At 61.5% G+C, this 20,898-nt stretch carries 16 protein-coding genes and 1 pseudogene; 2 read left to right on the top strand and 15 right to left on the bottom strand.

Annotated elements, in window-relative coordinates; genetic code table 11:
• Positions 1-114: pseudogene (locus EG885_RS09195) on the top strand (IS5/IS1182 family transposase); the annotation flags it as partial.
• Positions 115-123: 9 nt separating this feature from the next.
• On the opposite strand, the gene EG885_RS09190 reads toward EG885_RS09195, so the two are convergent.
• The 14 genes from EG885_RS09190 to EG885_RS09125 form a co-directional block, all read right to left on the bottom strand.
• Positions 124-1,725 (bottom strand): FAD-dependent oxidoreductase, encoded by a 1,602-nt coding sequence (locus tag EG885_RS09190; RefSeq protein WP_131574185.1) that lies wholly within the window; start codon positions 1,723-1,725, stop codon positions 124-126.
• A gap of 4 nt (positions 1,726-1,729) precedes the next feature.
• Complete coding sequence (locus EG885_RS09185) at positions 1,730-2,572, bottom strand: O-methyltransferase (RefSeq protein WP_165571091.1); 843 nt, start codon at positions 2,570-2,572, stop codon at positions 1,730-1,732.
• 37 nt (positions 2,573-2,609) lie between these two features.
• Complete coding sequence (locus EG885_RS09180) at positions 2,610-4,499, bottom strand: polysaccharide pyruvyl transferase family protein (protein ID WP_165571090.1); 1,890 nt, start codon at positions 4,497-4,499, stop codon at positions 2,610-2,612.
• A 317-nt stretch (positions 4,500-4,816) separates the two neighbouring features.
• On the bottom strand, positions 4,817-5,617 hold the full coding sequence (locus EG885_RS09175) for an ABC transporter permease (RefSeq protein WP_242679576.1): 801 nt from the start codon (positions 5,615-5,617) through the stop codon (positions 4,817-4,819).
• A 4-nt stretch (positions 5,618-5,621) separates the two neighbouring features.
• Positions 5,622-6,302 carry an ABC transporter ATP-binding protein gene (locus EG885_RS09170; protein WP_131574182.1) on the bottom strand — a complete coding sequence of 227 codons (681 nt, stop codon included), beginning with the start codon at positions 6,300-6,302 and terminating at the stop codon, positions 5,622-5,624.
• Positions 6,302-7,471 carry a KpsE/RkpR family capsule polysaccharide export protein gene (locus EG885_RS09165; RefSeq protein ID WP_131574181.1) on the bottom strand — a complete coding sequence of 390 codons (1,170 nt, stop codon included), beginning with the start codon at positions 7,469-7,471 and terminating at the stop codon, positions 6,302-6,304. The genes EG885_RS09170 and EG885_RS09165 overlap by 1 nt, the downstream gene beginning before the upstream one ends.
• A gap of 14 nt (positions 7,472-7,485) precedes the next feature.
• The gene (locus EG885_RS09160; protein WP_165571089.1) at positions 7,486-9,276 is read right to left on the bottom strand and encodes a polysaccharide pyruvyl transferase family protein; all 1,791 of its coding nucleotides are present in this window, start codon (positions 9,274-9,276) and stop codon (positions 7,486-7,488) included.
• Between the two features lie 366 nt (positions 9,277-9,642).
• Complete coding sequence (locus EG885_RS09155) at positions 9,643-10,461, bottom strand: glycosyl hydrolase (RefSeq protein ID WP_131574187.1); 819 nt, start codon at positions 10,459-10,461, stop codon at positions 9,643-9,645.
• A gap of 127 nt (positions 10,462-10,588) precedes the next feature.
• A complete protein-coding gene (locus tag EG885_RS09150; protein ID WP_131574179.1) occupies positions 10,589-13,288 on the bottom strand; it encodes a calcium-binding protein in 2,700 nt (899 codons plus the stop codon).
• Between the two features lie 21 nt (positions 13,289-13,309).
• Positions 13,310-13,525: a hypothetical protein gene (locus EG885_RS09145; RefSeq protein ID WP_131574178.1), complete on the bottom strand. Its 216-nt coding sequence runs from the start codon at positions 13,523-13,525 to the stop codon at positions 13,310-13,312.
• Positions 13,526-13,581: 56 nt separating this feature from the next.
• Positions 13,582-13,872 carry a hypothetical protein gene (locus EG885_RS09140; protein WP_131574177.1) on the bottom strand — a complete coding sequence of 97 codons (291 nt, stop codon included), beginning with the start codon at positions 13,870-13,872 and terminating at the stop codon, positions 13,582-13,584.
• A gap of 30 nt (positions 13,873-13,902) precedes the next feature.
• A complete protein-coding gene (locus EG885_RS09135) occupies positions 13,903-16,995 on the bottom strand; it encodes an efflux RND transporter permease subunit (RefSeq protein ID WP_131574176.1) in 3,093 nt (1,030 codons plus the stop codon).
• The gene (locus tag EG885_RS09130; RefSeq protein WP_131574175.1) at positions 16,992-18,104 is read right to left on the bottom strand and encodes an efflux RND transporter periplasmic adaptor subunit; all 1,113 of its coding nucleotides are present in this window, start codon (positions 18,102-18,104) and stop codon (positions 16,992-16,994) included. Before EG885_RS09130 ends, EG885_RS09135 begins: the two co-directional genes overlap by 4 nt.
• Positions 18,105-18,440: 336 nt before the next feature.
• Positions 18,441-18,719, bottom strand: coding sequence for an SH3 domain-containing protein (locus EG885_RS09125; RefSeq protein ID WP_131574174.1), 279 nt, complete (start codon positions 18,717-18,719; stop codon positions 18,441-18,443).
• A gap of 215 nt (positions 18,720-18,934) precedes the next feature.
• Here EG885_RS09125 and EG885_RS09120 point away from each other — a divergent pair, with 215 nt between their 5' ends.
• Positions 18,935-19,894, top strand: a complete 960-nt coding sequence (locus EG885_RS09120; protein WP_131574173.1) for an aldo/keto reductase — start codon at positions 18,935-18,937, stop codon at positions 19,892-19,894.
• Positions 19,895-20,076: 182 nt separating this feature from the next.
• Here EG885_RS09120 and EG885_RS09115 read toward each other — a convergent pair whose 3' ends face one another.
• Positions 20,077-20,784, bottom strand: coding sequence for a GntR family transcriptional regulator (locus EG885_RS09115; RefSeq protein ID WP_131574172.1), 708 nt, complete (start codon positions 20,782-20,784; stop codon positions 20,077-20,079).
• Between the last annotated feature and the right edge of the window lie 114 nt (positions 20,785-20,898).

Genomic DNA, 20,898 nt, shown 5'->3' with positions numbered 1-20,898 from the left:
ATCATGTTCGGCAGGCTCAAGGATTGGAGGCGCGTGGCAACGCGATATGACAGATGTCCGAAGATCTTCCTCTCGGCCATCGCCCTCGCAGCAACCGTCATCTATTGGTTATGAATCCTGACCCTAGACCTTCGCAATCCTGCGATAATAGCCGGTGACTTTTTCGCGCAGTTTCGCTGTCAGGAACTTTGGCGCGGGCCATTGGTAGAAACGATCGTCTCGCAGACGCCGGACATCCGCCCCGGGGATGTCATGAGGCAGGCAACCACGCTGGTCCGCCAGATGAGCGATGATCGCCGCAGCCGAGCCCAGTTCCATCCATGTCGGCTCCATACGGATCGAACCAAAGGCGACATGCGTGGCCGACACGCCGCATAGCGAGAAAAAATTCCGGCAAGCGGCAGGATCAGGCAGCAATATCCATGCAGGAAGCGAATAGCGGTGGGCGTCCTGAGTAAAGAACATGCCTTCGCGCACGACATTGGTTCCGGTGTGGTTGGACCGCCAGTTCACCGGCTTGCAGTCCAGATGATACTTCGCCTCGGCAATCGCGTCACCGGGATCGGCGCCACCCGTTTCCACATCCTGTTGCCGAAAGACCCTTGCTCCGTTCAACCGACGCCCTTCGCGGACATAGACATCGGGTGGAAGATGGCCAGTCTCGGGATACTCGTCTGCGGGAAGGCCATAAGCGCCAAAAAAATCCCTGACCCCCTGAGGCACCGAGACATCGGTCTGAATGAACCACAGCAGGGCCTGCGTGTATCGTGCGAACTCGTTGGCTTTTTCAGCGCGCTGCGCCATCGTGGCGTCAAGCCATCCCCGGGTCAGGGTCGGGTTGTTCAGCGGCGCTGCGGGACCGGAGTTCATATCGACCTTGCCGCCCGGCAGTTCGGCCAGATTGAAATAGGCGGATTTCCAGGTCGTGCCCAGCAACGGAATTGCCTTGGCTGCGACGCGGCCGATCCGCATGCTGCGGCCGAGGCGGCGAAACAGTTCGAACTGGGAAAAATCGAAATCCCGGGGAGGCTCGATCGTCACCCGGTTGGCAGGAAGTGCGGTCAGCGTGGGACGGATGCAATAGCTTTGGACGTCGTCATCCCCTGCCCCAAGAGCCGTGCGCGAAGGTGGCTGGACATGCGCCAGAAGCCGACCGTCCTGGCGCGGATCGATCACCATTCGCGAGGCCCAAGGCAGCATGGGGCGAAACGCCTGGCGACCTGCAAAACTTTCGCCAAACTCGTCAGCCGCCTCTCGTCCCACGCGGAACGGAACGCCGGCCTTGTGCATCAGATCACCTTCGTACGAGGCGTCCATCCACCAGCGGCCAGCCACCCATTCGGTCCCGAGCATGCATGAGGTGATCGTGGCCCCCTGCCGGGTCACGGCGCCAATGTCATTGTTCAGGGCCAGTTGAACCCGGCTTTCGGCCAGCATCCGGCGAAACACCTTCAGCGCGATACGGCTTTCGATGCGGGCGGGCAGGACCGACATACCGTATTCGTCACGGATATTGCGAAAGAACTCCAGCGCAACGCCGTTGATCAGCGAATCATTTAGAATGTCGGCGGCATTCAGGCCAGATGTCATCATGCCGCCGATGCGGCCTGTCGGCTCGACCAGCAGACAATCAAGCTTTAATCGCGACGCAGTGATCGCGGCGATGATGCCTGCAGGGGTGGCGCGATAGACCACAAGGTCATAGCTGCCGCAAGGGCCGGTCACGTTGCTATCCCTTGATCAGGATGCCGAAACGCTGGTTCACGATGCAGACGAAATCATGGTATTCCATCCGCATCATAGCGCGGAAACCCTCGCGTGCGGATTCGGAATAGGACAGGTCATCCACCACGATCATCGATTTCGGAGCCATCCAGCCCATCAGCGTCTTGAAGCTGCGCAGAAGACTGTCGCGTTCGTGCATGGCGTCAATGAACGCAAATCCCACCTGCGCCGTCCCCGCCAGATGGCGGGGAAAGCCTGCGAAGTCACCCTGAACAACCCGCGATCCGGGGTCGATGAGGGCCACCGACGCCTGAGCCGTGGACGCATAATCAGGCGAAATCTCGAAGGACAGCAAGGTTCCGCCCTCTTGTCCGCGCAGTGCTGTCGCAAGATACATGGATGAGATGCCAAAGCCCGCCCCATCCTCGAGGATCAGGCGTGGCTTGGTTTCGCGGGCAAGATTGTGTAGCACCGCCCCATAGGCTGGCGAGATAGCCAGCGTGTCGGCCGTGACAAGGCCCGGACCCGACGCGCCAGCATGGGCTTGACCGCCATACGACCCATGCAACGGCTGCGGCGCGAAATGGCGCAGCACGGCCCGGCGGTGGGCGATAGGCTGCAGCACGGCAGGGTCGATCTTGCGTTCCATGACCTTGCGAAAGCGCGTGCGGTCCCAGGTGGGCGATGTTTCACGCAGATAGGCCACGGTCATCCGGGCAGATGCGGCTTTTGCAGCAGCGACAGCAGCCGGCGACGGATCGCCTGCTTCGGGCTGGCTCGCGTCGGCCAGCGCTTCCGTGTCGGGCGCCTGCTCTCGTGCAATTCCGTCACCGGTAACGTCGTCCATCGGGAATTCTTTCGGTTCGGAACTGCTCATGTCCATCTTATAACCGCTCGCCCGGCCATTGCGCCAGCCATTCCTGTGCGTCCTTGCGCACTTCCTCACGGATTTCGAAGGGCGCTGCATCCAGCAAGGCAGGCAGATCGATGGGCGTCCTGGCCAGCAGGAACTGGTCCCGAGGGATGCTGTCATGGGCGATGCGAAGCAGTTTCGACAGATCAAGCGCTTCGGGCGCGGCATCATGACCGATCGAGCGGAAGTAATCATCGAATTTGATTCCATCGCCATGGATCTGCGATGCCGAGGTGGTCACGGTCGCAAGGCAGGCCGGAATGCCATAGGCCTGCGCGATGATCACGCCGTGCAACGACGACGAAACGATGCGCTCGCAATCCAGCATTTCATCCAGAAACGCCTCGATCTCGCCATAGCCGATCCGCCGGATGTCGATGCGCCGGACGCCGGGCGCGACGGGTGTCGTCATCTCTTCATGGGTGAAATGCAGGATCAGGCCGGTCTTGCGGGTCGGCTTCGCCTTGCGCGGATAGAGGATCGGCAAAAGCCATGCGGGGTCACCATAGACCTCGGGACAGGTGCCGCCGTTCTCGATCACCAGATCGCGTGTCAGCGGCCCGCGCACCGCGTGATAGCGTGCGCCAGCGGCCAGGGTATCACGCGAGTTCGGCGTGCCGCTGCCCCAGACAGCAGTACCGTCCTTGGCGTATTTGATGACCGAACCGATGGCACACAGCCCCGTCCCCCGGCCCGCCCATTGCGGCGGAATGCCGGTCGCCTTTTCGACGATATAGGGGTTCACGATATCGCCCAGATTGCCGGGATAGGGTTGCTCCCACCAGAACAGCTTGACCCGATCCGCATCCGCCACGCCCATGCTTTCGGCGCGCCGGTCAAGCGAGGCGCGGAACATGCGGCTGCGGGCAAAGCTGGTCACCGCCTCGCTGCCAGCGGCAGTGATCTGAGCGAAAAGACGGTCCGCCGCGTCCCAGTCCCGCCGGTCTAGAGCCTGAAGCAGCCGGAAGCGCAGGGCATAAGGAAACAAATGCTCGTTGTCGCGGTAAAGGGCAATATTGGCGTCAAGCACGGCAGGGTCGTCGAACTTGGCCGAAATCTCCAGCAACCGATGATAGCTGCCGTAATCCTCGGGGTTGCGCGACAGAATGGCATTGTAATAATCGCAGACCAAGGCGCGCTTGCCCTTGCGTGCTGCGTCCTGGATCAGGTCCAGGATCACCGCCTTCTGACTTTCCGGACGCAGGATATCAGGCGAATGCTGCAATACCTTACCTTTGAATTCCTTGACGTTTCCGCTGTCTCCGTGAAGAAAATAGGCTCCGGGATTTTCTGCATCCTGCGGGCGGGTGATGTCATTGGGTGACAGAACCAGCAGCCGGGGACGCGCCGTGGTGCGGCGGAATGCTTCTTCCAGGATATAATCGTCAGTAAAATCGCCCCGCGTGCTCTCTTCGACGCGCTTGCATTCGTAGAGCAGTTCCAGCGTTTCGCGGGTGTAGTTCAGGATCAGATAACCCGGATGGAACCGGCGCGCATACAATGCGAAATTGTCCTGCGGCAGAAAGCGAAAGCCGCGCATGAACATGGCGATATCATACGATCGCCCCGCCAGACTGTCGACATTGCGCAAAAGCTTGGTGTCCACGTCCAGCCACATGATGGTGCTGCGATGCTTGAGCAGCATCTTGCGATAAAAACGGACCTTCGCGCGGCAGATCGCGCTCCAGCTTGTGCCTTCGCGAAAGCTGATGGGCTGAATGTCATGCAGCATGCCCAAGGCATCGCAGCGCGCGCGCAGGGCATCGGCCATTTCTTCGTAATAGCCGCCTTCGGTGTAAAAGCTGACGATCGTAATGCGGGGCTTTGGCGATGTTGTCCGGTTGCGCAGGTAGCGGATCATGGAACCCGGAAGAACCTTCTTGGCCAGACGGACAGAAAAAGGCGCGGATGCAGATTGAAATTGGGCGGGGGAGGAAATGGAATTGCTCATCATCTTGGCTTCCTGCGAGGGAATTTCTTTGTCGCGACGGGCGCGACATGTCGAAGGAGGGGCGGGGCACACAAACAGAGCACTCATTCACATCGTGCAGCGATCGGGGGAGGGACAATCGCTGCGCGTCGGATGACGCGCCCGGCGGACCGGACGCGTTGGATTGCCTGGGTCGGCGCGCAGGTGATTGCGGCTCGTCCTGGGTCATATGTCTGCCTTGTCGACGCCTAGCGTTGTGCCAGGTCGCGATGCCATTTCGTCAACAACGCAAGGCCAACTCCAAAAAGAAGCGCCGCGACCAGTGCCACATAGATCGGCTCGACGTATTCGGCGCGATATGTCGAATAGAACCCGGTGCGGTTGGTGCCCACGATATGGACCAGAGGGTTGAACCACAGGATATCCCGAAAACTTTCGGGCATGCTGTCATAGGGGATGAAAATGCATGAAATCAGGAACAGCGGTCGCGTCACGATAGCCCAGACATTCGCCCAGATCGGAAAACGGCGCATCAGAAAGCAGTTCGCGCAACCCACGCCAAGGGCCAGCCCGGCCGACATCAGAAACGCCAGCACGACCAGCGGAATATTCACGATCAGCTCGACATTATCATACCAGAGGATGCCGGACAAAACGATCACGAAGACCAGCGCGTGGACCATGCAGGCCAGAAAGAACCGCGCAAAAATGGCGTCCACGAAGGTCACACCGGGATAGAACAGCAGCTGTTTTGAAAACTGCAGGGCCTGCGCCACCTTCTTGCTGATGTCCAGAAACATCAGAAAAGGCAGCAGGCCCGTCGCATAGAACAGCGCAAAACTGGACCCCATCGGAGGCACGCGCACGGCCAGTGAAAAAATCACCGTCAGCAGGGCGATGCCGCCGACAGGCTCCAGGATCGTCCAGATGAACCCGCCCGGCGACTTGCCGTAAGACGTCGACATTTCGCGGAAGATCAGCGCGGTGATCGTGCGCCATGACGGCCAGCGCCGCATGGGGTGGTGTTGGGGAACCAGCGCCTGAATCATCGGCCTAATCCTCGTCGTCATGGGCGCCACTGGCGCCCATATTTGCAAGATGAGTCTCGATCGCCTCATCGACATCCGTGTAATAGGTCAATTGCCCGTCCCTCAGCACCGCCGCCGATTTGCACACCGAGCGGATCATGCTCATGGAATGCGACACCATGATCGCCCCGCTGTTCAGCAGCCGATTGCGGAAATAGGCCTGGCTCTTGTCGCGGAAATTCCCGTCGCCGACCGAGGTGACCTCATCCACCAGATAGGTGTCGAAATGGATTCCCATCGACACCCCAAAGGCCAATCGCGACCGCATGCCGGACGAATAATGTCCGAAAGGCAGATACAGATGGTGTCCCAGATCGGAAAACTGCGCCACGAACTGCAACAGCTTTTCGGCATGGATATTATAGACGCGTGCGATGAACCGGGTGTTCTGTGCGCCCGTCAGGTCGGGGTGAAAGCTGCCCGCGAAACCCACCGGCCATGACACGCTGCCGGTCGTGACCACCCTGCCATGATCGGGGCGCACGACGCCCGCGATCATGCGTAGCAGCGTCGATTTTCCTGCGCCGTTATGGCCCAGCAGACCCACGCTGGCGCCTGTCGGAAACGTCACGTTCATGTTGCGCGCCACCACGGTGGTGCGGCCATTGACCGTGAAGCTTTTGGAAAGGTTCTCAAGCCGGATCATCAGTGACGGTCACGATTGGAATAGCCGATCAGCACGAGGCTGCTCCAGCCGATGAAGATGAAGGTGATCGCCAGCAAGGTAATCATCAGACGGCGGGGACGGGTCGCGGTTTCGGGCGTCGTCGGCTCGACAAAGGTCGCCAGATAGCGGGTATCCTGCTGTGACTTGGACCGGGCCGCCTCGACGCCGGACAGCGCGAGGCTGTAGCTTTGCCCAGCCAGTTCCAGATCGAGCTGCAGCTTGGTGTATTGATCGATGACCGAGCTGAAGGTGACATCACCTGCCGGGCCACCGACATAGGTTTGCTGTTCCTGCTCGATGCGCTGCTCCAACACCGAGACGCGCATCTCGGCCTGATTCAGGCGAACGTCTGCCGTGCCCTGCTGACGCAAGGTCTCCAACTGGATCATCGCCTCGGTCAGTTCCTGCGACAGCGATGTCACGATGGTCGCGTTGGTCGTGACCATCGCCTGCGGGTCGATCAGCTTGAATTCGTCGCGGAAGCGGGCCAAGGCGACACGCGCATCGGCCAGTCGTTCCTCGGTCTGGGCCAGATCGCGTTCGGCATAGCGCAGGACATTGTCACGCGCATCGTCCGAAATATTGTTGACCAGCCGACCCGCGGCCAAATGCACGCCCTGAGCGATGCGATTGGCATCCTCGGGGGCAAAGGCACGGGCCTGAATTTCCGTCATGCCCGTTGCCGAGTCGACACTGATCGTGACCATCTTGCGCCAATAGGCCACAAGCTGTTCCAGATTGGATCCGTCGTGAAGCGCAAAGACGGGATCGCCGGTAGCTTTGGTGAACATGGCGCGCAGGCCGATCTCGCGGTCCAGCTCGGCCACGAAATTCGGGCTACGCAGGTATTTGTAAAGGATCTGTGCATCGGTCGTGGCATTGCCGACCTGCGATAGCCCGATCCCCGCCAGCAGCCCCATATTCTGCGTTTCTTCGTCGCGAACCACGAAGGACACTTCCGAGACATACTGATCCTTGGCGACCAGATACATATAGCCCGCAACCATCAACGAGGGCAGTGCAAAGACCAGCAGAAAGCTGGCCAGCAGCAACGTGTGCTTTTTGCTCCAGACCGCCTGACCGACGGCCGGGGGAATGCGCGGATTGGCAGATTGTACGCGCGGGCGCGGTGTCGCGAGGTCGTCCATGAGGAACCCCTCCTTTATCTGAGCGAGGGTTCGAGCGCGTGGTCTAAAATGGCCACCGCATCAGTCAGGGCCGTCTGAACGTCGTCCATGACGGCTTCGGAAATGCGATCATGCTCGACCAGATCGGCAAGCGTCCGGTCGCGCAGGTCATGGGACACGGGCAACGGCATCCGTTCGGGCAGGCCCACCCCCGCCGCATAATCGCGATACTTCATCTGATCACCTGCCACGGCATCCTCGAACCCCTCAAAGGTCAAAAGAGCGACAGGAATGCCGTAAGCATGGCAGGTGATATAGACGTGCATGGCACTGGTCAGCACGGCATCATAGCCGACCAGCCGGGCGATAAAGGCCTCGATGTCGGCGCGGCGCGACAACAGCACCGAATGTTCATCGACATGTTCGGGCAACCGCAGCGAAATTTCGCGGTGCGCGAAATGCCGGACCAGCGCCAGCCGCCCATTGGTCGTCTGAGGGCGGGACAAAGGGATCAGCCGCGGCAGGATGACCGCCGGATCGCCGAACCGATCCACCTTGGGCCCACCTGCCGCAGCGACCAACTGCGCGGAGTAAGGTCCGCGAAGCGAAACATAGGTCGCATCCGGCGCAATCGCCGCATCGGCCCGGCTGAAACCCGACCCCACGACAATCGAGCTTTGCTGCGCGAACCGCCCGATCGAACCGATGCTGACCAGATGGGGCTTTGCGTTGATCTCGTCATGGCGCTGAAAGCGGACGGGCCGGTCCACCGCGCCCTGCACGACAAGCGGTGACAGCCAGTCGCCATAATTGCCCGGATAGGGCTTGTCCCACCACAGCAGCCGCACGTCCTTGCCACCTTTGGGCGACGCGTAATCCAGCAGCGCCTCGGCGGCACCGATGACCGCCCGGTCGGCGCGCCCCAGAAGGCGGCGGGAAGAAATATCGGCCAACCGCGCCTCCACCACGTCCCGGCGACCCTCCCGGGCATCGTGCACGATGTTATAGATGCTGCGCTGCGACAATTGCCGCGATGCGGGCAATGTGGGCGACAGATATTCGGTCAGGCCCAGTTCGTCTGATATCCGGCGCAAGGGAATCGTGATCCGCTGAGGCAGCGCACCCTGGGTGCGCCGCGCCAGCCGGAGCGCAAGCGATTTGACCCCCGGCGCCGACGCCGTGCTGGTCTTGCCGCCGGAACGCGTGTGCTGTGCCGCCAGCCCCTTGAATGCCGGGACGTTCCCGCTGGACCCGAAATAAAAGAAAGCCCGCCGCGCATCCTCGGGCAAGCTGGCGCGCCCCAGCAGCATTGATGACGGGATCACCTGAAATGTCAGGCGGTCGGCATTCGTGCGCCAGGCTTCTTCGAAAAAGAAATCATCCGTGGCGCGGACCGTCATGCTGTCGCAGGCGTCATGCGCATCGCGGATATAGGCGCGGGCGGCAGGGCTGGTGTTGATCCCCCAAAAACAGGGTTCCCAGAACCGGGCGCTGTTGCCATAGCCGATCCGCATCGGATGACCGAAGCCACGCTGAAAGCCGATGATATCGGCAGAAAACCCCGAAACGAAATCAGGCAGGTAATCGATGTCGCAATCGACGTCGATCCAGAAAATCTTGCGCTCGGGGTTCGCCTCGCACACCGAATGCAGGAAGGGGATCTTCTTGCGACAGATCTCCAGCCACTCTTCGCCGGGCGCCTTTGGCACTTCGGCGATCTCATGCGCGATACCAAGCCGGTTCAGCGACGTCCGAAGATTGTCTGCAGCCTTGGTGTAATATTCGTCCGGTGTGTGGAACGAGCAGAACAGAACGTCTGCGGGCATCAAACCGCCAAGGGGCATTGCGAAGTCTCTTTCAATCACCGCGGGCGTTGCGGTGGCGCAGAAGAACGTTGCGCCATGTTACTGGCAGAGCACTAACTAAACCCAACTGTTTACGCAACCACCGCGCAAAACAAACACTTAATATTCCGCAAGACCGCAGGATTGTAGAATGAAAAGACTGTTTTTCAAAGCCTTGCGAAAAAGACTGTGCTGAATTTGCAAACCGCTTCCAGCCGCTTGCCTTGGCAAGATTGTCTTTCCGCACCCCGGGTCGCCACGGCAGAGGTCACGGCGACCGGCCTCTTTCTGGGCGCCGCAGGCGCGGGCCATCCCTTTTTCAGGCATCAGTTTGAGGGCACGTCAGATCTAAAGCGACGCATAATGCTCCATCATCGGCGAAGCCCGGCCTTGGGTGTCAAGGAAGGCCGAGGTCGATAACGGACCTGCATCGCCAAAAGTCCCGCTGGCCAGCCAGGAATAGCCCTTGATCCAGGATGTGCCGTTCATGAAGCCCACGATCTCGGTCATGAAATCCATCGTTGCCTGCTCGCCATATCGGTTCGGCCTTGTGCCATCCGCGGCCCGCCAGTCCGCCACGGCGATCTCGGTCACCCATAGCGGGCGCCCATACAGACGATAGGTTTCTTCGAGGCGCTCGATCACCTGCCCGGCATTCGGTCCAGAATAGCTGTGAACGCCGATCGAATCGATCCGCAGCTTCCGCCGCTCGGCCTGAATCATGAAGTTCGTCATCCAACGCCCGCGCGCATTGACGCAGGAAGGGGACACGATCTCATCTGCGAGATCCTGGATGCGCGGCCATGCGTCCAGCGCTGCGGGCACCGACATGTTGGCCTGATTGCGCCCGTCCGGTTCGTTGAAGCCGAACAGGATGGGCTGGCGACCGGACAAGACCCGCAGACGCTTGGGCGTGCGTTCGTCGCTCCACCCCCAGACCATCGGCGCGAAGGGCAGATTGACACCGCGATACGGCGAGAGGCTCCAGTTATAATACCAGTCACAGCCCAGCATCGGACGAAAGATCTCTTCGGCGCCGCAGAATCCCTTCTTTCCCGAACGGGCGAGGGCCACGGCAGGCAGGCCTGGCAGCACGGCAAGGCCCGCAAGACCCGCCGCCGAGGCCTTTAAAAAGCTGCGGCGTGAGCAACCTGTTTGCTGATGCATGCGTCGTCTTCCTTTAAAATCACAGCAAGCGCCGGACAGCGCCCGGGACAGATGACATAGCTGCCAAGTCGGATTTCAGATGTCCACGGACGGCACCCGGCCAGCGCCGTCACGTCTGCGTCAGGGATCAAAGAAGAAAGTCGTGTTCGACCAGCGCGATCTGCCGGGACAGTTCGACGGCGAAATCAGCCCTGCGATCGCCGTCGATATCTGCATAGATAAGCGTTGTGCCATTGGCCTGCTGATACCGGACTTCGCCCGCCGCCCCTGAAAACGCAGCCGTGCCAACGAAATCGAACGATTGATCGCCGGTCAGGCGCGCATTGGCGTCGATCATGGTCAGGTCGATCCGGTCGCCCTGCGAACGATTGTAATCGGTGATCACGTCGCGTGCCGCCGCAACCGCGCCGGACTCCAGATGGCTTGCAAAGATGAAGTGATCGGCGCCAAGCCCGCCGGTCAGCTGGTCCTTGCCCGCGCCGCCCAGCAGCCGGTCATGACCCGCGCCTCCGAACAGAGTGTCATTGCCGCCCTCCCCGCGCAGCGTATCATTGCCGTCGCCGCCCGCGACCGTATCCGCGCCCTGCCCGCCGCCAAGGTTGTTGTTCCCGGAATTGCCGTTCAGGCGATTGGCCAACGCATTGCCGGTCCCATTCAGGTGGGCAGCCCCTGTCAGGGTCAGATTTTCGACGTTCGCCGACAAGGCATGGCTGACCGAGGCCTGCACAGTGTCGATACCGCTGTGCAAGACCTCGACCACACGATCCCCCGCGTTATCGACAATGTAGAGGTCATTGCCACGCCCCCCCGACATCGTATCGGCACCCTGCCCGCCATCCAGAACATTGTTGCCTGTCGTGCCGGTCAAGGCGTTGGACTGGGAGTTACCCGTTCCGTTCACATGTCCGTTTCCTGTCAGGATCAGGTTCTCGACATGGGCAGTCAGCGAATGGGAAATCGCAGAACGGGCCGTGTCGGTTCCGCCATTCGCGCGTTCGACGATCCGGTCTCCGATGTTGTCGACAAGATAGGTGTCGTTTCCGGCACCACCTTCCATCGTATCTGCGCCAAAGCCACCATTCAGAATATTGTTCCCAGCATTTCCGAACAGATAGTTGGCCTGCGCATTTCCAGTGGCATTCACATGCGCGGTGCCGGTCAGAACCAAATTCTCGACATGGGCCGAAAGAGCATGAGACACGGATGCCCGCACGCGGTCGGTCCCGGCATTGGCGGCCTCGATGACACGGTCACCAAAGTTATCCACGATATAGGTGTCGTTGCCGATGCCACCCTCCATCGTGTCGGCACCCAACCCGCCGTCCAGCGTGTTGTTGCCTGCGTTTCCGATCAGACGATTGGCCAGCCCATTTCCCGTGCCATTGATATGCCCGGCCCCGGTCATCACCAGATTTTCGACATGGGGCGTCAAGACGAAGGAGGAGCCCGCAACCACGGTATCGGTGCCGCCATTCGCCAGCTCGACGACAAGATCACCCGGTGTGACAAAATAGCGGTCATCACCGCGACCGCCTGCAAGGGTCTCGGCCGCCGGGGTGCCGTACAGCGTATCGCCGCCATTCCCGCCAATCGTCCGGTTGTCATCCAGAATATCGATCCGCACGACCCGCAGGGTGCCACCGTCCTCGAAGGTCAGGTTTCCGGTCAGACGCACGGTCAGATAAGCCGTCTCGGTTGGTTCGGCGACATCATCTCGGTTGGCTGAAATGGGCACGAGCACCGTCCTATCCGAGGGCGACGTCGACGAGACAGAGACCCAGCCAGTGCCCGACGATGCCCCGATATCCGACCCCGAAGCGGTTCCACCATCGGCGGACACCGAGTATTCATAATACACCCAGTGATTTGTCATCCCGACAAACTGCAGCGGCATCTGCAATGTCTGGCCCTCGCGCAGGGTGATCACATCGGGAAATTCGGCGACATAGGTCGCAGGGGTCGGCGCCGCAGCGCCGATCACATCGATGGACGTGTCAAAGCCAAGGCGCCGCAGGTCTGCATTCGTATAGGTGCTGCGATTGCCATAAACATCCGTGATATCCACACGGTCGATCATGACCAGACCGGATGGGTTGCTCTGGGACACCAGCAGCGCTCGAGTGGAGCGGCCGTCTGACCAGTCATCCCCCATGTAACCATAAAGCCCGGCGAGACTAAATTCGTTGAAGCTCGCCCCGTTTCCTGTCCCAAAGCTGTAGCTCAGATCCCGGTCGAACCAGATATTGACCTGAGCGATCTCGTTCTGATCCCTTCCAGCGGCTGAAAATTCGGCGGTCGCGTGGCCATTTCTCACATCAATCCGGTCGGGCAGGACCAACTCGGTCAGGACCGGCGCCGTCACATCGGGGTCAGAGCTGCGCACAGCGATCGACGTATCGACTCCCAGATCCCGCAATGCCTGTGCAGAAACGGTTGTCCGGTTTCCTTCGTTATCCTCGATCACGACATGAGTGATGTTCAGGGGCCCGCCGACATTGTGCGGCAAGACCGACGCCGTATAGCTGTGGCGGCCATCGGTCCAGTCATTCCCCCAACCATGGATGATCTGAAAGTCATATGACCCTGCTTGAGTCGCCAGAGGCCGGTCATAATAGACAACGACCTGCCGCACCCCGTCCGGGTCTTGGACCGAGGCCGCAAATATCGCGTCCAACTGTCCGCGGCGAAGATCGAGAACCGAGGGAATATCAAGGGAAAGGATATGCGAAGGACCGGTGTCAGCCATGAGAAAACCCGAACAAAAAAGGAAGCGAAAAACGGCGCTTCTCCGAATTATCGCAAGTAAACCAGTTCGGCTGGCTGACAATAATTTTCTGAAATCTCATGTTTAATCGGCTTTGGTGCACCCCAAAAAGCACACCATTGCAAGATGATGGCCGTGCTCCCGTTTTTCCGAACACTCAGACGATCGCAGTGTGATCTGCAACGAACCCGAGAGGTGTGCGCCTTGCCAGACCTCAGCGCGGTTAGAGTTTTCGTTGTCGTCCTTGATCCGGCCTTCGACCAGTCCGAGAATGTTACCGAGATCCAGCAATGGCGTCACCTGAACGTCCTCGCACCTCGGCGCCTTGACGAATACTTCCAAGCAAGACCTCGCCATCAGGGCTCCGGACCGGCGCAAAGCAAGCTTCGGGCCACAAGGCCGGCGAAACTCGGCATGTCGTTGGCGACATAAAGGAAGCCGGTATCGGGCAGCATCGCGATGAACGACAGTGCAGAGCATGCTTGAACGCGACCTTCCCACGGCTCTGGCATCATGCCGCAGATGGTGGAGCCGTTGATCTCTCGATTCACCGACATCTGCGAGGTGGTGATTTTACGGTTCTGCGCCAGCAGCAGGCCATGGGGCCTGCCTGTCGGGCAGATCCGCTTGGGATCGCACAGCGTCAACCGTTCCCATCTCGGCCTGAGGATCTGTCGTCACCCTGCTTGATTTCGTCCAAGCGCCTTGTCCAAAGCCTCACTGGCCTGTCCCTTCCGCGCGGTCAGCGGCGCCAGCAGCGTGTAAAGCAACGGGATCAGGACAACGATCAGCACGCTTGAGAAGGCGAGGCCGCCAAGGATCACCAGACCGATCGCCACACGGCTTTCCGCGCCTGCACCACTGGCCAGAACCAGCGGCACCGCACCAAGCAACGTGGAAACCACGGTCATCATGATGGCGCGCAGACGCGAGGTGGCACCTTCGATGGCCGCGTCGCGGATATCCTTGCCTGCGTCCCGCAGCTGGTTGGCAAATTCAACGATCAGGATGCCGTTCTTGGCCATCAGCCCGATCAGCAGAACCATGCCGACCTGACTATAGATGTTCAGCGACTGGCCTGTCAGCAGCAGGGTACCCAGCGCCCCCGTCACCCCAAGCGGGATGGGCAGGATGATGATCAGCGGATGGACAAAGCTTTCGAACTGGGCCGCCAGCACCAGAAACACGGTCAGGATGGCCAACCCGAAGGCAAAGAACAGCGCGCCCGAGGAATCCTGCAATTCGCGCGCCTGCCCATCCAGCGTCATCGTGGCTTCGACGGGCAGTTCCTCGGTCGCCGCGTCCTGAATGAAGGCGACCGCGCTGCCCAGATCATAGCCGTCGGCCAGACCGGCAGACAGCTCGATCGACGGCAGGCGGTCGAAACGGTATAGCGCGGGGGGGCCGGCATCGTCCTCGATCGTGACCAGACCTGCCAGCGGCACCAGCTGGCCGGAATCGGCGCGGATGAAACTGGCGGCGATATCCTGCGCAGAGACACGGTCGGCATCCTCGGCCTGCACGATCACCGGGTACTGACGGCCATCTTCGGTAAATTCGCTGACCTCGGCCGAGGCGAACAGCACCTGCAGCGCCTCGGACACGTCCGCCGCGTCAAGACCCAGATCGCGCACGCGGTCGCGATCCACCGTCACGCGATAGCCGGGCTGGTTCGGCTCGTACTGGTTCTGCACATTGGTCAGCTGATTATTATCCTCCATCGCGCGCTGCAGTGTTGCGGCCCATGCGATCACGTCGGCCCGGTCAGGTCCACCGACCTGCACCGAAAGGGGGCTGCCCGATCCCCGCAGACCCAGACCTGCGGGGCTGTCCACGCGGATGTCGGCGGCGCTGATCCGGTTCAGCTCCGGTTCGATCCGCGCGATGACGTCGAACTGGGATTCCGTCCGCTGATCCCATTCCGACAGCCGCACGATCACGAAGGCGCTGTTCAGATCGCCATAGCGTCCGATGATCGAAGTGACGCCGGTCGCCACCCCCTCGTCCATCAGCGGCTGCAGGATCGCCTCGACCTCGGACACGACATCATCGGTATAGCTCAGATTGACGCCAAGCGGCCCATCGACATTGATGAAGAACAGGCCCCGGTCCTCGTCCGGGGTCAGTTCGGACGGCAGCCGGTCGAACAAGGGCCATGACAGCGCGCCCAGAAAGGCGACCACGCCCAGAACCAGCCATGGCAAGGCCAGCACGACGCCCAGAACCTTGCCAAAGCCGCGTTCGATGGCAGCAAAGAACCGGTCCAGCAGCCGCCCGAACCAACCCGGCTTCTGGTCCTTGCGCAACAGCCGCGACGCCAGCAGGGGGCACAGCGACAAAGCCACGAAACTGGACACGATCACCGCGATGGACAGGGTGATGCCGAATTCGGTGAACAGCCGTCCGGCCTCGCCCTCAAGCAGCGAGATTGGGACGAAGACCGACACCAGAACGGCGGTCGTCGCGATCACCGCAAAGGTCACCTGCCGCGATCCGTTGGCGGCGGCCGACAGCGGCTCTTCGCCGTTCTCGACCCGGCGCTGCACGTTTTCCAACACCACGATGGCGTCATCCACGACCAGCCCGATCGCCAGGATCAGCGCAAACAGCGTCAGGATGTTGATCGAAAAGCCGAACAGAGCAAGGCCTGCGCAGGCTCCCACGACGGCGACGGGGATCGTCACGGCAGGCACCAGCGTCGCGCGCAGCGATCCTAGAAACAGCGCGATGACCGCAACCACCAGGGCCGTGGTGATGGCCAGCGTCACCAGCACCTCGCGGATCGAGGCGCGGATAAAGATGGCGTCGTCGCTGGACACGGTCAGCTCGGTCCCGGAGGGCAGGCTTTCGCGCAGCTCGGGCAGCATCGCCTCGACCTCGGCCGATATCTCGACGGTGTTCGATTGGGATTGGCGCAGGACCGACAGCCCGACCGCCGACTGAAAGTTCGCGCGCAGGATCGAGCTGTCATCCTCGACACCGCGCTCGACACGGGCGACATCGCCAAGCGTCACAGGAAAATCCGCCGTGCCACCAACCGGAATGCGTTCGAATTCGACCGGATCGGACAGCCGCGTATCGGTGCGCACCTGAAACTGCCGCGATCCGGTTTCCAGCGCACCTGCAGGCAATTCGATATTGTTTCGTTCCAAGGCCTCGACGACCTCGGATGTCGTGATGTTGCGGGCCGCAAGGGCGCGCCTGTCCAGCCAGATCCGCATGGCATAGGCCTGTTCGCCCTCGATCGTCACATCGGCCACGCCGTTGATCGTGCCGAGCCGGTCCACCAGATAGCGGTCGGCGAAATCGGTCAGATCGGATGCCGATTGACGCTGGCTGGTCAGGCTGAGCCGGATCACCGGGTCGCCCTGATCGTCGCTTTTGGCGACGGTGGGTTCCTCGGCCTCCAGAGGCAGATCGCCGGTGATCCGGGCGACTTCGGCGCGGATGTCATTGGCGGCGACATCGATGTCGACGCCCGTCTCGAATTCGATCACCGTCCGGCTGTTGCCGCGCGCGCTGTCGGACGAGATCGTGCGGATCCCCGAGATGCCCGAGACGGCGCCTTCGATCACGGTCGCGATCTCGGCGTCCACCACTTCCGGGGCGGCGCCTTCATAGGGCACGTTGACGGTGACGGTCGCGGTATCGACATCGGGCAGCTCGCGCACCGGCAGCGACAGGATCGCCGCGGTGCCGCCGACGATGATCAGAAGATTGGCGACAATGGCCAGAACCGGGCGGCGCAGACACAGTTCCGACAGGGTCATGGCGCGGCCTCGGCGGCGGGGACCGCCTCCTGGTCGCTGGCCGTGTCTTCGGGTTCGACGGGATCGCCGTCCTCGATGGCTTGCAGGCCGGTGACGATCACGCTTTCGCCGTCCTCCAGCCCGTCAAGAATTTCGACCGATCCGTCCTGCAACAGGCCGGTCCGCACCGCCCGCTCCTGCGCCTCGCCATCCGCCAAGACGAAGACGACCGATTCTTCGCCGACATTCACGATGGCCAGTTCCGGAACAGAGACCGAATCGCGCGTTTCCAGCGTCAGATCGACATTCATCAGCATGCCGGTCGTCAGAATGCCGTCAGGGTTGTCGAGCAGGCCGCGCACCTCGAAAAACCGGGCGACCGGATCGATCCGCGTGCCGACAATGGCCACCTCGCCCTGAAAGATCCGGTCGCTGCCGGTTCCGACTGCCTGCAGCGCTTGCCCGGCCTCGACCCGCAGAAACAGGGATTCGGGCAAATTGAAAATGACCTCGATCTGCGACAGGTCATCAAGCGTGGTGATCACATCCGTCGGCTCGACCCGCGCGCCGATTTCAATATCGGTCAGACCCACCGTTCCGGCAAAGGGGGCAACGATGGTGCGGTCATCAACCTCGACCTGCGCCGCGTCCAGTTCCGCCAGCACAAGATCCAGATCGGCCTGCGCCGTATCCACCGACGCATCCGCCGCCACATTGCGGTCGGACAACTCGACAGTGCGATCTGCGGTCGCCTGCGCATCGCCAAGCCGGGCCTGCACCTGACGCAGGGCCGCCCGTTCGGCCCGGTCGTCCAGCTGGACAAGCGGGTATCCCGCATCCACGCGCGTCCCGCCCGGGATATCGAACGATGTGACGACCCCTGCCGTCCGCGCCAGAATATCCACCGATCGGATGGCCCGGGTGTTTCCCACAGCCGAGAATTGTTCCACAATCTCGGATCGCTCCGCACCCGCTGTCCGGACACTCTGTGGTTCCGCACCGCGACCGCCAGCCTCGTCGGCCTCGTCTGTCAGGAAGCGATCGACAAGCGGGCCGCCAAGGCCAAGCGCCGTGCCAATGCCGATCACAACCGCGATCGAACAGGCAACCGCCAGAATGCCTTTTTGCATGTGCAGCGACCCTTGTCTTGAGCATGATGAGGTGAACACCCGGTTCAGCGGGCTAAGTCGCGCTGTCCCCAAGAGTTCCTGCCTGCCTCTCTACGTTTGCGTTATCAAGGCTGCAGCCGGGCCATGGTGAATGGCAATTCGCGGATCGCGCTGGTCCTGTGTCAAACCGGCATCCGCACCCCCCGACGGGCTGGCCTGTGCCGCACTGGTGGTCCGCAATCCGGCCGCAGATTCCGAAAAGGGCGTCCGGGTCAAAGCGGTCGCCCTTGCTGCCAGACACGCCGCGGTCGATCAAGACTGCCCGGTCGTTTGTGACGAACGCCCGGAATGCTGCCCTCAGCGATGCGCCAGATAGTCTGCGGAGACGTAACCCGAAACGCTTGGCCTGTCTGTCAGCATGACCCTGCACCAGACCTTACCGTTATTCGTCACGCAGTTCTGACGGGTCAGGCGCGTTCCGTCGGGCAGGCCGATGATGATGTCATGGTTCAGGCCGGGGCCTTTGCGCAGCTTGAGAAGCTCGTCAGGCCCGGCACCCTTGACGACCGCACCGGAACCGACAGCGCAACCGGCGGCGATCATGAGAGCCAAAAGAGCGGAAAATCGAATGTGCATTGCATGACCTTCATCGTTTTTGCGTCAATACGACAGGATCACCGCAAATGACAGCAATCAGGTTGCGGTCGCGCCTGCCCCGCTGCAGCGCGCTTGATGCTGCCCTGCACAGGCGGGGGCGATCCCGGCGTCAGGTGCTTGCACAAGCAGGCGCTTTCGCTTGACGGGCCGTCCGCGCCACGGTCTTCTGCCGCCTCGCGGCAAAGGAGGCCCGGATGCAACAGAGATTCATCGGCAACCGCAGCGTCGGCGCAGTCGGGTTTGGCGCCATGAGCTTTGGCGGGATGTTCGGTGCGACGGACGAAGCGACCTCGCTGGCCTGCCTCGACGCCGCCGCGGCGGCTGGCATCAGCCATGTCGATACGGCGAACATCTATGGCATGGGCGTATCGGAACGGATCATCGGCATGTGGGGCCGCCGGGATGTGCATCTGGCCACGAAATGCGGCATCGTCGGCGGTCCGCCCCGAACCGTGCGCAACGACGAGCCTTACATCCGCCAGTGCCTGGAGGAATCGCTTCGCAGGCTGAACCGAGAGCATGTGGATCTGTATTACATCCACCGCCGCCAGCCCGACATACCGATCGAGGATCTGGCCGGCACAATGGCAAAGCTGGTGCAGGAGGGAAAGATCGGCGGCTATGGCCTGTCCGAGATCGCCCCGTCGACATTGCGCCGTGCCCATGCCGAGCACCCGGTGACGGCGGTCCAGAACGAATTTTCGCTGTGGACCCGTCTGCCGCAGCTTGGCCTGATCCAGGCCTGCCAGCAGCTCGGTGTGGCGTTCGTCGCCTTTTCCCCGTTGGGCCGGGGCGTCTTTGGGCGCACGCCGCTGACGCGGACCTTCCGCGCGGGCATCGATTTCCGGGACAGCAATCCACGCTTTGTCGAGCCGAACTTCTCGGCCAATCTCGCCGCCATCGCGCCATTCCGCGACCTCTGCGCCGCCCGGGGCTGGACCGTTCCGGGTGCGGCGCTGGCATGGGTGCTGGCGCAGGGAGATCACATCATTCCGATCCCGGGCACGCGGACGGCGGATCATCTTGCCGATTGGCAGGTTCCAGTTCTCGACACGGCTGATCTGTCCCGGATCGAGCATCTTCTTCCGGCAGGTTTTGCCCATGGCAGCCGCTATGGCGATCACCAGATGGCGTTCGTCGAAAGCTATTGCTGAAAACCCGGCGCATCCCCTGATGCGTGCATTGCTGCCTGGAAACCCTCATCCGATAGCGTGGCAAGCCAATGTCGCGCGCCTCTTCATGGACCGACCCGGTCGCCGCGCCGCTTCTGGACCAACGAAGCAACGGCAAAATCCGGGCCGATGCAGAACGCCACCAGTGCCGCGCAGTCAGGATATCAAGCTTTCCCGGTCGGTTCAGAACCGGCTGTGGGCCAATCCTCCGCAAGCGGGGGTTGGTCCATCGTGTCCTCGGCCGAGAGGATATGAACCTGCATCATCCGCTCGGCCCAAAGCGGCTTGCGGGCCGCGATGGCCGCCGCGATCTCGGTGTGATGCTGCGCCGAGCGGCGACGCTGATCAGGGGTGAACCGACGGAACGTGCGTGTCACCAACGAGATGTCGACGGTGGCCCGGATGAGGTGAATAAGCCTCTGAGAATGCGTCGCCTCGACGATCAGGCTGTGAAACAGCGCATTCTCGCGGTCGATCCTGGCGATCAGGCCCTCTGAATCCTCATCCACATGGGCCAGCTCGGTCATTCGGCGGGCAGAGGTGACAAGCATCTCGATCTGGTCCTGGGTGGCACGTTCGGCAGCCTTCGCCGCCGCATAGGATTCAAGCCGCAGTCGCAGGTCGAAGATTTCACGGACCTCGCCTGCATCGGGCAGCACGCAAAACAGCCCCTGCCCTTTGCGCCGCTGCATCATGCCTTCCAGCAGAAGGCGCTTGATCGCCTCGCGGATCGGGGTTCGCGAAATGCCCAACCGCTTGGCCAGGCCAAGCTCGGTCAGCTTGCGGTCGGCAGGAAGCCGTCTTTCCAGAATGGCCTGCCGCAACTCCCGGTAGGCGCGCCTCGAGGCGTTTTCGAGTGTTTCCGGCTGCATCGTCTGTGTTCCTGTGGGGTGTCATGCGAGTTCAGCACCTCCTGTCGGCGGGCACAATGCCATAAAAAGAGTGCAAAATATTCCTTGATTTGATCATCCAGCGAAAACTGCTGC

Origin of the sequence: Paracoccus nototheniae, assembly GCF_004335005.1 — a bacterium.
Classification (GTDB): Bacteria; Pseudomonadota; Alphaproteobacteria; order Rhodobacterales; family Rhodobacteraceae; genus Paracoccus; species Paracoccus nototheniae.
The sequence above is the reverse complement of the archived record's forward strand: the minus strand, read 5'-3'. Positions and strand labels throughout refer to the sequence as shown.

Excerpts from the sequence above, each read along its gene's own strand:
- EG885_RS09165 (WP_131574181.1), bottom strand. The coding sequence starts at position 7,471 with ATGGACGACCTCGCGACACCGCGCCCGCGCGTACAATCTGCCAATCCG.
- EG885_RS09115 (WP_131574172.1), bottom strand. The coding sequence starts at position 20,784 with ATGCAGCCGGAAACACTCGAAAACGCCTCGAGGCGCGCCTACCGGGAG.
- EG885_RS09130 (WP_131574175.1), bottom strand. The coding sequence starts at position 18,104 with ATGCAAAAAGGCATTCTGGCGGTTGCCTGTTCGATCGCGGTTGTGATC.
- EG885_RS09155 (WP_131574187.1), bottom strand. The coding sequence starts at position 10,461 with ATGCATCAGCAAACAGGTTGCTCACGCCGCAGCTTTTTAAAGGCCTCG.
- EG885_RS09120 (WP_131574173.1), top strand. The coding sequence starts at position 18,935 with ATGCAACAGAGATTCATCGGCAACCGCAGCGTCGGCGCAGTCGGGTTT.
- EG885_RS09185 (WP_165571091.1), bottom strand. The coding sequence starts at position 2,572 with ATGGACGACGTTACCGGTGACGGAATTGCACGAGAGCAGGCGCCCGAC.
- EG885_RS09125 (WP_131574174.1), bottom strand. The coding sequence starts at position 18,719 with ATGCACATTCGATTTTCCGCTCTTTTGGCTCTCATGATCGCCGCCGGT.
- EG885_RS09160 (WP_165571089.1), bottom strand. The coding sequence starts at position 9,276 with ATGCCCGCAGACGTTCTGTTCTGCTCGTTCCACACACCGGACGAATAT.
- EG885_RS09170 (WP_131574182.1), bottom strand. The coding sequence starts at position 6,302 with ATGATCCGGCTTGAGAACCTTTCCAAAAGCTTCACGGTCAATGGCCGC.
- EG885_RS09180 (WP_165571090.1), bottom strand. The coding sequence starts at position 4,499 with ATGATCCGCTACCTGCGCAACCGGACAACATCGCCAAAGCCCCGCATT.
- EG885_RS09135 (WP_131574176.1), bottom strand. The coding sequence starts at position 16,995 with ATGACCCTGTCGGAACTGTGTCTGCGCCGCCCGGTTCTGGCCATTGTC.
- EG885_RS09175 (WP_242679576.1), bottom strand. The coding sequence starts at position 5,617 with ATGATTCAGGCGCTGGTTCCCCAACACCACCCCATGCGGCGCTGGCCG.